Source organism: Pseudomonas sp. SID14000 (assembly GCF_002165135.1).
Lineage (GTDB): Bacteria > Pseudomonadota > Gammaproteobacteria > Pseudomonadales > Pseudomonadaceae > Aquipseudomonas.
The window spans coordinates 1-12,159 of sequence record NZ_NFZQ01000019.1 but is presented as its reverse complement, the minus strand read 5'-3'; the positions used below and the strand labels follow the sequence as shown (position 1 = coordinate 12,159).

At 63.9% G+C, this 12,159-nt stretch carries 14 protein-coding genes; 9 read left to right on the top strand and 5 right to left on the bottom strand.

Annotated elements, in window-relative coordinates:
* Positions 1-51: 51 nt before the first annotated feature.
* Complete coding sequence (locus CAY82_RS22785; protein ID WP_087503169.1) at positions 52-480, bottom strand: PAS domain S-box protein; 429 nt, start codon at positions 478-480, stop codon at positions 52-54.
* A 128-nt stretch (positions 481-608) separates the two neighbouring features.
* Between CAY82_RS22785 and CAY82_RS22780 the strand changes: the two genes are divergently transcribed.
* Entirely contained in the window at positions 609-1,064 is a 456-nt protein-coding gene (locus tag CAY82_RS22780; RefSeq protein WP_087503168.1) for a flavodoxin, read from the top strand.
* A 127-nt stretch (positions 1,065-1,191) separates the two neighbouring features.
* Here CAY82_RS22780 and CAY82_RS22770 read toward each other — a convergent pair whose 3' ends face one another.
* Entirely contained in the window at positions 1,192-2,088 is an 897-nt protein-coding gene (locus CAY82_RS22770) for a LysR family transcriptional regulator (RefSeq protein ID WP_087503167.1), read from the bottom strand.
* 95 nt (positions 2,089-2,183) lie between these two features.
* Between CAY82_RS22770 and CAY82_RS22765 the strand changes: the two genes are divergently transcribed.
* The 4 genes from CAY82_RS22765 to CAY82_RS22750 all read left to right on the top strand — a co-directional run bounded on the left by CAY82_RS22765 (position 2,184) and on the right by CAY82_RS22750 (position 5,363).
* Positions 2,184-2,570, top strand: coding sequence for a CidA/LrgA family protein (locus tag CAY82_RS22765; RefSeq protein ID WP_087503166.1), 387 nt, complete (start codon positions 2,184-2,186; stop codon positions 2,568-2,570).
* Entirely contained in the window at positions 2,560-3,246 is a 687-nt protein-coding gene (locus CAY82_RS22760) for an LrgB family protein (RefSeq protein WP_024087732.1), read from the top strand. Before CAY82_RS22765 ends, CAY82_RS22760 begins: the two co-directional genes overlap by 11 nt.
* Before the next feature lie 176 nt (positions 3,247-3,422).
* Positions 3,423-4,328, top strand: coding sequence for an alpha/beta fold hydrolase (locus CAY82_RS22755; protein ID WP_087503165.1), 906 nt, complete (start codon positions 3,423-3,425; stop codon positions 4,326-4,328).
* Between the two features lie 120 nt (positions 4,329-4,448).
* Positions 4,449-5,363 (top strand): SDR family oxidoreductase, encoded by a 915-nt coding sequence (locus CAY82_RS22750; protein ID WP_087503164.1) that lies wholly within the window; start codon positions 4,449-4,451, stop codon positions 5,361-5,363.
* Positions 5,364-5,714: 351 nt separating this feature from the next.
* On the opposite strand, the gene CAY82_RS22745 is transcribed toward CAY82_RS22750, so the two are convergent.
* Positions 5,715-6,497, bottom strand: a complete 783-nt coding sequence (locus CAY82_RS22745; RefSeq protein WP_087503163.1) for an IclR family transcriptional regulator — start codon at positions 6,495-6,497, stop codon at positions 5,715-5,717.
* A 174-nt stretch (positions 6,498-6,671) separates the two neighbouring features.
* Here CAY82_RS22745 and hmgA point away from each other — a divergent pair, with 174 nt between their 5' ends.
* Genes hmgA through maiA form a run of 3 tightly spaced genes read left to right on the top strand, consistent with a single transcriptional unit; the run spans position 6,672 to position 9,914 of the window.
* Positions 6,672-7,973: a homogentisate 1,2-dioxygenase gene (hmgA, locus tag CAY82_RS22740; RefSeq protein WP_087503162.1), complete on the top strand. Its 1,302-nt coding sequence runs from the start codon at positions 6,672-6,674 to the stop codon at positions 7,971-7,973.
* A 3-nt stretch (positions 7,974-7,976) separates the two neighbouring features.
* Positions 7,977-9,269, top strand: a complete 1,293-nt coding sequence (gene fahA, locus CAY82_RS22735) for a fumarylacetoacetase (RefSeq protein ID WP_087503161.1) — start codon at positions 7,977-7,979, stop codon at positions 9,267-9,269.
* 12 nt (positions 9,270-9,281) lie between these two features.
* Positions 9,282-9,914: a maleylacetoacetate isomerase gene (maiA, locus tag CAY82_RS22730; RefSeq protein ID WP_087503160.1), complete on the top strand. Its 633-nt coding sequence runs from the start codon at positions 9,282-9,284 to the stop codon at positions 9,912-9,914.
* On the opposite strand, the gene CAY82_RS22725 is transcribed toward maiA, so the two are convergent.
* On the bottom strand, positions 9,908-10,714 hold the full coding sequence (locus CAY82_RS22725) for a SirB1 family protein (protein ID WP_087503159.1): 807 nt from the start codon (positions 10,712-10,714) through the stop codon (positions 9,908-9,910). The two genes, maiA and CAY82_RS22725, sit on opposite strands and share 7 nt — an antisense overlap.
* A gap of 124 nt (positions 10,715-10,838) precedes the next feature.
* Here CAY82_RS22725 and CAY82_RS22720 point away from each other — a divergent pair, with 124 nt between their 5' ends.
* Entirely contained in the window at positions 10,839-11,858 is a 1,020-nt protein-coding gene (locus CAY82_RS22720) for a Glu/Leu/Phe/Val dehydrogenase dimerization domain-containing protein (RefSeq protein WP_087503158.1), read from the top strand.
* Positions 11,859-12,060: 202 nt separating this feature from the next.
* Here CAY82_RS22720 and CAY82_RS22715 read toward each other — a convergent pair.
* A partial coding sequence (locus CAY82_RS22715) for an IS3 family transposase (RefSeq protein WP_140399069.1) occupies positions 12,061-12,159 on the bottom strand: 99 nt, incomplete at its 5' end.

Sequence of the window (12,159 nt, the reverse complement as noted above, 5' to 3'; positions counted from 1 at the left end):
TCGATGGTGGCGATTTCTTCAACGGGATTGACCGCGCCAGGCGTACTTGGTTCAGGTGCGTTCGTCGGGTTTCGGACGAACGCGCAGTTGGGCCAATTCCCGCTCCAGTTCGACCTGGCGGCTGACGTCTTTCTGGATACCGATGAAGTAGGTGCGCTGGTCGGTGTCGTGCCTTACGGGGGTGATCGACAGCTCGTTCCAGAAGGCACTGCCATCCTTGCGGTAGTTGCGCAGCACTTCGCGGCACGGGCGGCCTTCGGCCAGAGCCTTGCGGATGCGGGCGCGGCCAAGCTGGTCGCGGTCGTCGGCCTGCAGGAAGCGGCAATCCTGATAGAGGATTTCGTCACGGCTGTAGCCGGTCAGGCGTTCGAAGGCGGCGTTCACGTAGATGAGGATGGTATCGTCGCCTTCCTGTTCGGCGACCACGATCCCGTCATTGGACGCATCGACCATGGATTGCAGCAGTTGCGCGTTGATCATGTTCGGGCCATTGAATAAACAAGGGTGCGAAGCAGGGCTGAGGATGGTGACTTTGGTAGAAGCGGCCTTTTGCCGGCGCTGGATGCTAGTATCCTACGTTTTCACTCAGTTTCGGAATCCTCTACTCGATGAAAGTCGCCATTATTTCCGGATCGGTCTACGGCACCGCCGAAGAAGTCGCCCGTCACGCTGAAACGCTGCTCAAGGTTGCGGGCCTGGAGGCCTGGCATGCGGCGCGCGCCACCTTGCAGGACCTCGAAGGTTTTGCCCCTGACGCCTTGCTGGCCGTGACCTCGACCACGGGCATGGGCGAACTGCCGGACAACCTCATGCCGTTGTACAGCAGCATTCGCGATACCTTGCCTGCGGCCTGGCGTGGTCTGCCGGGTGCGGTGATTGCGCTGGGTGATTCCAGTTATGGCGATACCTATTGCGGTGGTGGCGAGCAGATGCGCGAGCTGTTCGCCGAACTGGGCGTGCGGGAAGTGCAGCCGATGCTGCGCCTGGATGCCAGCGAGACGGTGACCCCGGAGGCGGATGCAGAGCCTTGGTTGGCTGAGTTGGTGAGTACACTTAAAGCCTGACGGGTATTTTTCGCCTGTACCGGCCTCTTCGCGGGTAAACCCGCTCCCACAGGTACTGCACAGATTTCAGAGGCTGTGGTGTTCCTGTGGGAGCGGGTTTACCCGCGAAGAGGCCAGTAAGGGCAACTCATTCCTTGCTGTCGAGCACCGGCCACTCGTTCACCAACGCCAACCACGCCTGCGCCGCCCGTGACAGGTACGCCCCGCGCCGCCAGATGAACGCAATATCCCAACGCAAATCCCCCGGCGAGCGCAGCGGCAAACGCACCACCCCGTGGCGCTCCAGCGCTTTCGCCACCACACGGGGCAGCAACACCACGCCCTGGCCCGCCGCCGCAAGCGCCGCGAGGAAGTCCGCCTGGCCACTGCGCCCGCCTTCCTTTGGGGTAAAACCCTGCTGCTGGCACGCCTTCAGCAATCGGTCATTGAGCACGAAGCTGCGCTGGTAAAGCAGGAACGGGGTATCAGCCAGCTGCTGCAGGTCCACCCCGTCCTGGCCTGCCAGCTCATGGTCGGCCGGCAGCAGGACGTCAAGCGGTTCGTTGCAGAACGGCTGGTATTCGAACCCCTCATCACTGGGCGTCAGGCTGCCACCCAGTTCCAGTTCGCCACTCCTGACCGCCTGTTCGATGCTGCGGCTGCCACCTTCGAGCAACTGGATCGCAATGTTTGGGTGACGCCGCCGATACTCGGCGAACAACCCGGCGAACAGCGCGTTGCTGCCCAGCATCGGCAAGCCCAGGCGCAGTTCGCCGCGGCCCATCTGACTGAGGTCGTCCAGTTCGCCGAGCAGTGCCTGACGTTGGCGCAGCAGTGCTTCGCCACGCTCCAGCACAATGCGTCCGGCAGCGGTCAGGTGCAACTGCGAAGCCTGGCGCTCCAGCAGCGGCTGGCCCACATCTTGCTCCAGCTGGGCCACCTGTTTGCTCACCGCCGACTGGCTGATGTGCAGAGTCTGTGCCGCCTGGGTAAAACCGCCACGATGGACCACTTCGATAAAGCTGCGCAGCTGTTTGAATTCCATGATCGAAATTCCATTCTGGAATGGTGTTCAGTCTAACAATTCGCTTCTGGCCTAGGCAGCCGAATCTTAAAATGAGGGCCTGTCGAGGACCCCCCATGAAACCCGCATTACTGAAAAAAGCCCTGCGCCTGCTCGTCGAGCTGGCGATTCTCTGCGCCCTGTTCCTGCTCGGCGGCCAGCTTGCCACCTGGCTGGGCTGGCCGATTCCCGGCGGCGTGATGGGCCTGGCATTGCTGTTGTTGCTGTTCGCCTCTGGTGTGCTCCAGCCAGCCATGCTGCAACTGGGCGCCGGATGGCTGATGGCTGAGATGCTGCTGTTCTTCATCCCGGCGCTGATGAGCCTGCTCGATTACGGCGCCCTGATCCGTGACGAGGGCTGGCGTATCCTGCTGGTGATCGCTGCAAGCACCCTGATGGTAATGGTGGTGACTGCGTTGACCGTGGAACTGGTGTGTCGCTGGAGGTTGCGTCATGAGCCTTGAACCCATGCCGCTGTTCTGGCTGGCCCTGACCTTGCTGGCCTACCTGGGCAGCCGCTGGTTGTACCGGCGCAGCGGGCGCTACCTGCTGTCGCCACTCATCCTGGTGCCGGTGCTGTTGCTGGCGGTGGCTGTGCCGCTGCACACCGCCTATGCCGAGTATGCCCGCAACACCCACTGGCTGATGAGTGTGCTTGGCCCGGTGACCGTGGCATTCGCGGTGCCGATCTGGCAGCAACGGGCCATGCTGGCGCGCCACTGGCCGGCACTGATGGTAGGCATGGTCGCCGGTAGCAGCGCTTCGATCGCCAGTTCCTGGGGATTGGCTCATATGTTGGCGCTGGACAGCGCGACCAGCCTGTCGCTGGTGCCGCGCTCGATCACCACGCCCTTTGCCATGCCATTGGCCCATGACCTGGGTGGCGTACCGGAGCTGACGGCGGTGTTCGTGATGTTCACCGGCGTGCTGGGTGCCATGTTCGGCGGCGTGTTGCTGCGCTGGTTGCCGTTGCGTACGCCGCTGGCGCGGGGTGCGCTGTTCGGCGTCGGCGCCCATGGTGCCGGGGTCAGCCGGGCACAGGAGGTGGGCCGCGAGGAAGGCTCGGTGGCGGGCTTGGTCATGGTGTTGACCGGGCTGCTGAATCTGTTCGCGGCACCGCTGCTGGCCATGCTGCTCTGACCGTTCGTGCCACTGACTCGCCAAGTCATCAAGCTGGCTGGCAACGCAAGTTCCAGCCCATCGGCTGCTGGCTAGACTCAGCCTCGACATAGAGAGCACATGTAAGTGCCGAGGTGACATGCAATGACCGCAGCCTTGCTCTATTCCGACATCACCACTTCACCGGGACCGTTCTGATGCCTATGGCCGAAATTCCATTGTGCGTCTGGCGTACCCGGGGACAGAGTTTCACCTTCCGGGGCCAGAGCATCCGCTACTGGACCGCAGGGCAAGGAGAGCCCCTGCTTCTGTTGCACGGTTTCCCCACCGCCAGCTGGGATTGGCACTACCTGTGGGGGCCTTTGACCCAGCGCTTCCGAGTGATTGCATGCGACATGCTTGGCTTTGGCGATTCGGCCAAACCGGTCGATCACGTCTACAGCCTGATGGAGCAGGCCGACCTGCAGCAGGCCTTGCTCGCCGAACTGAAGATCGACCAGCCGGTGCATCTGCTGGCCCACGATTACGGCGGCAGTGTGGCCCAGGAACTGCTGGCGCGGCATCATGAACAGCGCACCACCATCGCCAGCTGCGTGTTTCTCAACAGCGGGTTGTTCCCCGAAAGCTGCCGCATGCTGCTGATCCAGAAACTGCTGCTCAGCCGCCTGGGCTGGCTGGTAGGGCGCTCGTTCGGGCGCGACGACCTGGTGCGCAGCGTGACTCAGGTTTACGGCCCTTGCACCCACCCCAGTGAAAGCATGCTGGATGACTTCTGGAGCCTGATCGTCGCCAATCGTGGCACGCGCATCCTGCACAAGCTGGTGGGTTACGTGCCGGAGCGCAGATTACACCGCGACCGCTGGGTTGGCGCGATGCAGCACGAAGGGGTGCCGCTGCGCTTCATCAATGGCGTGGTCGACCCGCTGTCCGGCGCGCACATGGTGGAGCGCTACCGGCAACTGGTGCCGGAACCGGATACCGTGCAGTTGCAGGGCATCGGCCATTACCCGCATACCGAAGCACCGGTTCAGGTGCTGCGCCATTACCTGGCCTTTCGCGAGCAGCCGTTGAACTGCTACCAGCCGAAAGTGGCGTGGTCCTGACAGGGCCTCATAACCATCGCGCTGCGTTATTGCCAGGCATTCAGTCTGCGTGAGCTTGATTGTCCACCTTCCGCTGGCGGCGGACACTCGGCTGACCTGAACCTGCCTGGAGCCATGAGCATGAGCGAGCCTGTCCGTCTGCAAGATCGCGTGGTGATCGTCACCGGAGCCGGCGGCGGCCTGGGCCGTGCCCATGCCTTGCTGTTTGCTGCGCGTGGCGCCCGGGTGGTGGTCAACGACCTCGGCGGCTCCACCCATGGTGAAGGTGCCAGCGCCTCCGCCGCCGACCGGGTGGTTGAGGAGATTCGCGCCGCCGGCGGCAGTGCTATTGCCAATCATGACTCGGTCAGCCATGGCGCGCGTATTGTCGAGCAGGCCCTGGACAGCTTCGGCCGGGTCGATGTGCTGGTGAACAATGCCGGCATCCTGCGTGACAAGACCTTCCACAAGATGGAGGACAGTGACTGGGAGCAGGTCTATCAGGTGCATGTCGAGGGGGCTTACAAGGTCACCCGCGCCGCCTGGCCGCACCTGCGCGAGCAGAACTGGGGGCGGGTGATCTTCACCGCTTCCACGTCCGGCATCTACGGCAACTTCGGGCAGGCCAACTACGGCATGGCCAAGCTGGGCTTGTATGGGCTGACTCGTACCCTGGCGATCGAAGGGCGCAAGCACGGCATTCTGGTCAACGCCATCGCCCCCACGGGTGGCACCCGCATGACTGAAGGGCTGATCCCGCCCCAGGTGTTCGAGCGGCTCAAGCCTGAACTGGTCAGCCCGCTGGTGGTTTACCTGGGCAGCGAGCAGTGTCAGGGAAGTGGTGAGCTGTTCGAAGTCGGGGGCGGCTGGGTGGGCAAGGTGCGGTGGGAGCGTAGCCTTGGGGTAGGCTTCGATCCGCGTGAAGGCTTTACCCCGGAACAGGTGGCGGAGAACTGGGCACGGATTGGCGACTTCGACGGGGCAGTGCATCCGCAGGACAGCTTGCAGGCATTGCAGCAGATGATGGAGAACTTGCAGAAGTATCCGCTGGGCTGAAACTTGTATGCTTGTGCCGGCCTCTTCGCGGGTAAACCCGCTCCCACAGGTACACCACAAGCCTCTGGGGTAGTGATATCTCTGTGGGAGCGGGTTTACCCGCGAAGAGGCCAGCACGGGCGAAGAATTTTTCAGGGCAGATAAAAAAGGCCGCTGCAAGCCGCAGCGGCCAATCGAGACGTTAGATCAAGGAGCTTCAAAATCTACGTCGGTGAACCTCGCAGGCCTGAAAGGCGGGGGGGAGAGCCCTTCATGCCGGCCAGTGAGTTAAGAATAAGCGCCTGATCTTGTGGGAAAAATAGTCGCTTATGACATTCACCTTTACGTATCGGGCAATAGTGCCGCAGAAGCTCAGCCGGCGGGCGAGTAGCCCATGCGCCAACTGGTTTCCCGTGCTGCCGCCAGCAGCCGTTGCGCCGCCGGGCCATGCTCGTCGGCATGGAAGATCGATGTAGGCCCGACCACGGTCATCACCGCAGCGATCTGCCCCATGGCATTGAACACCGGGGCCGACAGCGCATCCACGCCCGGCATCAGCAGCCCGTGTACATGGTGCAGGCCCCGTTCACGAATGCCCGCCAGTACCGCCTGGTAGTCGGCGGCGCTGTGCTGCAGGGCGGCCAGTTCCTGGTCACGCAGCTCCACGGTCTCGCGCTCGGGCAGGTAGGCGGCGAACACCAGCCCGGTAGACGACGTGAGCAGCGGCAGTACCGAGCCGATCTGCGTTACCACGGTGACTGCGCGCACTGCCGGCTCGATGCTGACCACTGTCGCACCCTGGTTGCCCCATACGGCAACGAAACAGCTCTCGTTCAGTTCATCGCGCAGTTGCGACAATGGCAGCGCGGCAATTTTCAGCACATCGATGCTGCCCAGCGCCGCCAGCCCTACCCGCAGTGCCTCACGCCCCAGGCCGTAATGGTTGGTGGCCGCATCCTGCTCGGCGAATCCGCTGGCGATCAATGCCTGCAGGTAACGGTGCACCTTGCTCGCCGGCATCTGCACATGTTCCGCCAGGCGCGACAGGGAAGTGGACGGGGAGAGCTCTGCAAGGGCCTTGAGGATGTCGGTGCCGACCTCCGCCGAGCGGACTTTCTGCTTGCCGTTGTCGGCGGGGGAGCTGGCTTTGGTCATGGACATCTTCTTCCGGATTCTTCGAGTCGCGCCTTTATAGCTTGACGCATTGCCCGTAGCAAATTACGTTATTCGTAATCTGATTACGATAAAAACAATGCAGACGCGCTGCCACCCCGCTCCGGGCCAGCAGCCAGCTGCCAGCAACGGCTCGGCCAGAGCCCGGAGGCATCGATGAATCGCGATACGTCACCCGACCTTCACTACCTCAGCGGCTTTGGCAACGAGTTTGCCAGTGAAGCGCTGCCAGGGGCCTTGCCGGTCGGCCAGAACTCGCCGCAGAAGGCACCCTATGGGCTGTATGCCGAGCTGCTCTCGGGCACGGCGTTCACCATGGCGCGCAGCGAGCAGCGCCGCACCTGGCTGTATCGTATTCGCCCGTCTGCCTTGCACCCACGCTTCGAGCGCCTGGCGCGCCAGCCGCTGACCGGCCCGCTGGGGGCTGTAACCCCTAACCGCCTGCGCTGGAACCCCCAGCCGATCCCCACCGAGCCGACCGACTTCATCGAAGGTTGGCTGCCCATGGTGGCCAACGCCGCTGCGGAAAAACCGACCGGCGTAAGCATCTACATCTACCGCGCCAACCGTTCCATGGAGCGGGTGTTCTTCAACGCCGACGGTGAACTGCTGCTGGTGCCGGAACAGGGCCGCCTGCGCATCGCCACCGAGCTGGGGGTGATGGAAGTCGAGCCGCTGGAAATTGCGGTGATCCCGCGTGGCATGAAGTTCCGCGTCGAACTGCTCGACAGCCAGGCCCGCGGCTACATTGCCGAAAACCATGGCGCGCCGCTGCGCATCCCGGACCTGGGCCCGATCGGCAGCAACGGCCTGGCCAACCCGCGCGACTTCCTCACCCCGGTGGCGCACTACGAAGAGGCCGATGGCCCGGTGCAGCTGGTACAGAAGTTCCTCGGCGAACACTGGGCCTGCGAGCTGCAGCATTCGCCACTGGATGTGGTCGCCTGGCACGGCAGCAACGTGCCGTACAAGTACGACCTGCGCCGCTTCAACACCATCGGCACGGTCAGCTTCGACCACCCGGACCCGTCGATCTTCACCGTGCTGACCTCGCCGACCAGCGTGCATGGCCTGGCCAACATGGACTTCGTGATCTTCCCGCCACGCTGGATGGTGGCCGAGAACACCTTCCGTCCACCATGGTTCCACCGCAACCTGATGAACGAGTTCATGGGCCTGATCAACGGTGCCTACGATGCCAAGGCCGAGGGCTTCGTGCCGGGCGGTGCCTCGCTGCACGGGGTGATGAGCGCCCATGGCCCCGACGCCGAAACCTGCGAAAAGGCTATTGCAGCCGACCTGGCGCCGCACAAGATCGACAACACCATGGCCTTCATGTTCGAGACCAGCCAAGTGCTGCGCCCGAGCCTGCAAGCCCTTGAATGCCCGCAGTTGCAGGCCGACTACGATAGTTGCTGGGCCACCTTGCCGAGCACCTTCAACCCGAACCGGAGATAACCCATGAACCAGACCGCCATTGCCCGTAGCTGGGTCGAGCACGCCAACGGGCACAGCGACTTCCCGCTGCAGAACCTGCCGTTGGGCATCTTCAGCCGGCCGGGTGAAGCCAGGCGCTGTGGCGTGGCCATCGGCGACGCGATCCTCGACCTAGAGGCGGTGCTGGCCGCCGGTCTGTTCGACGGTGCCGCCAAGGCCGCGGTCGAGGCCACCCGTGGTGGGGCGTTGAACGCATTCTTCGCCCTCGGCCGCGGTGCCCGCGTTGCCCTGCGCGAGCGCCTGCTGGTGCTGCTGGACGAGCACAGCGAACACCAGGCGGCGCTGCAGGCCGCACTGTATCCGGCCAGCACTTGCCAGTTGCATGTACCGGCGCAGATCGGTGACTACACCGACTTCTACGTGGGCATCGAGCACGCCAAGAACGTGGGCAAGCTGTTCCGCCCCGACAACCCGCTGCTGCCCAACTACAAGTACGTGCCAATCGGTTATCACGGCCGTGCCTCGACCATCCGCCCGTCCGGTACCGATGTACGCCGGCCCAAGGGTCAGACACTGCCGGCCGGGCACACTGAGCCAAGCTTCGGTCCCTGCGCGCGCCTGGACTACGAGCTGGAGCTGGGTATCTGGATTGGCCAGGGCAACGACATGGGCCAGGCGATCCCGATAGGCGATGCCGCCGAGCACGTGGCCGGCCTGTGCCTGCTCAACGACTGGTCGGCGCGCGATATCCAGGCCTGGGAATACCAGCCGCTGGGGCCGTTCCTGTCCAAGAGCTTCATCACCACCATCTCGCCCTGGGTGGTTACCGCCGAAGCGCTGGAACCGTTCCGCTGTGCCCAGCCGGTACGCCCGGAAGGCGACCCGCAGCCACTGTCGTACCTGCTGGACAAGCGCGACCAGGCCGCAGGTGCATTCGATATCGAGCTTGAGGTATTGCTGCTGACCGAGCAAATGCGCGAGCAGGGCCTCGCCCCGCACCGCCTGACCCTGAGCAACACCCGCAGCATGTACTGGACCGTGGCGCAGCTGGTCGCGCACCACAGCGTCAATGGCTGCCAGTTGCAACCGGGCGACCTGTTCGGTTCGGGCACGCTGTCGGGCGCCACGCCCGGTTCGTTCGGCAGCCTGCTGGAAATCACCGAAGGTGGCAAGCACCCGGTGGAACTGGCCAGTGGCGAGGTACGCAAGTTCCTCGAAGACGGCGACGAGATCATCCTGCGTGCCCGTTGCACGCGTGATGGCGTGGCCAGCATCGGCTTCGGCGAATGCCGCGGCACGGTCATCGCGGCCAACTGAGGAGGCACGGGTATGGAGCTGTACACCTATTACCGTTCCACCTCGTCCTACCGGGTGCGCATTGCCTTGGCACTGAAGGGGCTGGCCTACCAGTCCTTGCCGGTCAACCTGTTGCAGGGTGAGCAACGCGGTGCGGGCTATGTCGCTGTCAACCCGCAGGGCCGCGTGCCGGCCTTGCGCACCGATGGCGGTGAGCTGCTGGTGCAGTCGCCGGCGATCATCGAGTACCTGGAAGAGGTTTATCCGCAGCCTGCGCTGCTGCCTGCCACGGCGGAGGCGCGCGCCAAGGTGCGTGGCGTGGCGGCGATCATCGGCTGCGACATCCACCCGCTGCACAACGTCAGCGTGCTCAACCGGCTGCGCCAGGCTGGTCAGGACGAGAGCCAGGTCAACCAGTGGATTGCCCACTGGATCAGCCAAGGGCTGGCGGCAGTGGAGCAACTGATTGGCGATCACGGCTTCTGTTTCGGTGATGAGCCGGGCCTGGCGGATGTCTACCTGATCCCGCAGTTGTATGCGGCCGAACGCTTCAACGTCGACCTCGACAGCTTCCCGCGGATCCTGCGGGTTGCCGCCCTGGCGGCCGGGCACCCGGCGTTCGCCCAGGCTCACCCCGCCCGGCAGCCGGACAGCCCGGCTCAGTGAATGGAACGGTTCGTCGCCGGAAGCTTGCCGATACGCTCGGATAGCTTCAGGCGCTGGACCGGGTCTTCCGTCAGCAGTAACGCATGCTCCAGGTCGAAGCGCTCGGCCTGTGGGCAATCCAGGTGCTGGTAGAGCGAGGCGCGGGTCACATAGTCGCTGACCTGCACCGGGCCCAGTTGCATGACCCGCTCGGCATCGATCAGCGCCGCCAGGTGGTTGTCGTTGCTGATGTGCAGCTGGCGCAGATTGCGTGACAGGCGTTGTAGCATCTGCAACGGGCTGGCACTGCACATGTGCTCGGCAGTCAGCGCTACATGCGGGCCGAACTGGCGAGCCAGCAGCTCACGGCAATCGTTGGGGTACAGTCGCCGGCCACCACAGGGGTCGAGCAGATGGTCGGCACCCGGCACGCGCAACAGAAAATGGCCGGGGAAGCCTACGCCCTCCAGGGGGATGGAAAGGCGCCGGGCCAGTTCCAGGGCAAGAATGGCCAGGGTCAGCGGTTGGCCACGGCGTCGCTGCAACACCTTGTCCATCATCGCGGCATGCGGGCGAAGCGGGTGGTATTCATCCTGCTGGAAGCCCAGTGCATTGAGTTGGCGCAACAGTGGCTGGGCTAGTTCGCACAGCGGCAGCATCGGCAGGTTGGCGCTGATTTCGCGCTGCAGCTCATGCAGCGTGGCAAGGCTGGCCGCGGGCTCGACGCTGCGGTCGTGCTCGGCGGCAATCCACAATGCGGCTTCCAGCAGGGCGACGGGCTCGCGTTCCAGGCAGGCCAGGCAGGCTTGACGTGGCTTCATGGGGCTTCTCCACACACGCTTGAGTATTAACCGTGGCGCGCGGTTTCGTCCAGTGGTCCGGCGGCGGCGCCAGCCCAAGGGCCGTGCCTATACTGGAAGGAGCACCTCGTAGGGGAGCCTGTCGATGTTCGCTCTGATGCAAAGCACCCGTACCCAGTCGCTGCACTTGTTCACCCACCAGCCCACCGGCCTGAAGGCCGTGGTGGCAATCCACAGCGAGCAGTTGGGCCCGGCCATGGGCGGTTGCCGCTACCTGCCTTACGCCGATGATGAAAGCGCCATGACCGACGCAATTCGCCTGGCCCAGGGCATGAGCTACAAGGCGGCGCTGGCCGGCCTGCCACTGGGTGGCGGCAAGGCGGTGATCATGCGCAACCCGCATGTGGAAAACCGTGCCGCGCTGTTCGAGGCCTTTGGCCGCTTCATCGACACCTTGCAAGGGCGCTTCATCATCGCCGTGGACAGCGGCACCTCGACCCTGGACATGGACTGCATTGCCCAGAGTACTCCGCATGTGACCAGCACCACGGCCTCGGGTGACCCCTCACCGCATGCGGCGATGGGGGTTTTTGCCGGCATTCGTGCGACCACTTCGTTCCGCCTTGGCAGTGATGATCTGCAAGGGCTGCGGGTGGCGGTGCAAGGGCTGGGCAATGTCGGTTACGCGTTGGCGGAGCAACTGCATGCGGCGGGGGCGGACCTGCTGGTGAGCGATCTGGACCCTGGGCGGGTGCGGCTGGCGGTGGAGCAATTCAATGCCCATCCGGTAACCAACGATGCGTTGATCAGCACCCCTTGCGACATCTTTGCCCCTTGTGGCGTGGGGCCGGTGTTGAACGGGCAGAGCGTGATGCAGTTGCGTTGCGCGGCAGTGGCGGGGGCGGCGAACAACCAGCTGACCACCTTGCAGGTAGCCGACCAGCTGGAGTCGCGCGGGATACTGTATGCACCCGACTACGTGATCAATGCCGGTGGGTTGATCTATGTGGCGCTTAAGCATCGGGGCGAAGACCTGGGCACCATCACTGCGCACCTGGCGCGGATACCTTCGCGGCTGACCGAAGTGTTTGGCCATGCGCAGGCAGAGAAGCGCTCGCCGGCACGGGTGGCGCAGATGCTGGCGGAGCGGTTGCTCTACGGCTGAAGGTTGATACCGGCTTTGCTGGCCTCTTCGCGGGCACGCCCGCTCTCATGGAGTTGCACATAACTCATTGAATTAGCAGGGACTCTGTGGGAGCGGCTTTAGCCGCAAACACCGGCGCAGCCGGTGCCATGCACCGCGTTGGATTCTTCGCGGCTAAAGCCGCTCCCACAGGAATGGACTGCCCCCGAAAAGTTGGACAGTTTTAGCCAGTAGCCTGAGTCCTGTAGCTGACAGGGCTCAGGCCATTGAGTTTCAGCCTGATGCGGTCATGGTTGTAGTAATGGATGTACTCCTCCAGGCC

What these genes read in the sequence shown, in the direction of transcription:
- fahA (WP_087503161.1), top strand. Translation starts at nt 7,977, where the DNA reads ATGAACCAGACCGCCATTGCCCGTAGCTGGGTCGAGCACGCCAACGGG.
- CAY82_RS22770 (WP_087503167.1), bottom strand. Translation starts at nt 2,088, where the DNA reads ATGGAATTCAAACAGCTGCGCAGCTTTATCGAAGTGGTCCATCGTGGC.
- CAY82_RS22720 (WP_087503158.1), top strand. Translation starts at nt 10,839, where the DNA reads ATGTTCGCTCTGATGCAAAGCACCCGTACCCAGTCGCTGCACTTGTTC.
- CAY82_RS22785 (WP_087503169.1), bottom strand. Translation starts at nt 480, where the DNA reads ATGATCAACGCGCAACTGCTGCAATCCATGGTCGATGCGTCCAATGAC.
- hmgA (WP_087503162.1), top strand. Translation starts at nt 6,672, where the DNA reads ATGAATCGCGATACGTCACCCGACCTTCACTACCTCAGCGGCTTTGGC.
- CAY82_RS22765 (WP_087503166.1), top strand. Translation starts at nt 2,184, where the DNA reads ATGAAACCCGCATTACTGAAAAAAGCCCTGCGCCTGCTCGTCGAGCTG.
- CAY82_RS22755 (WP_087503165.1), top strand. Translation starts at nt 3,423, where the DNA reads ATGCCTATGGCCGAAATTCCATTGTGCGTCTGGCGTACCCGGGGACAG.
- CAY82_RS22760 (WP_024087732.1), top strand. Translation starts at nt 2,560, where the DNA reads ATGAGCCTTGAACCCATGCCGCTGTTCTGGCTGGCCCTGACCTTGCTG.
- CAY82_RS22750 (WP_087503164.1), top strand. Translation starts at nt 4,449, where the DNA reads ATGAGCGAGCCTGTCCGTCTGCAAGATCGCGTGGTGATCGTCACCGGA.
- CAY82_RS22745 (WP_087503163.1), bottom strand. Translation starts at nt 6,497, where the DNA reads ATGACCAAAGCCAGCTCCCCCGCCGACAACGGCAAGCAGAAAGTCCGC.
- CAY82_RS22725 (WP_087503159.1), bottom strand. Translation starts at nt 10,714, where the DNA reads ATGAAGCCACGTCAAGCCTGCCTGGCCTGCCTGGAACGCGAGCCCGTC.
- maiA (WP_087503160.1), top strand. Translation starts at nt 9,282, where the DNA reads ATGGAGCTGTACACCTATTACCGTTCCACCTCGTCCTACCGGGTGCGC.
- CAY82_RS22780 (WP_087503168.1), top strand. Translation starts at nt 609, where the DNA reads ATGAAAGTCGCCATTATTTCCGGATCGGTCTACGGCACCGCCGAAGAA.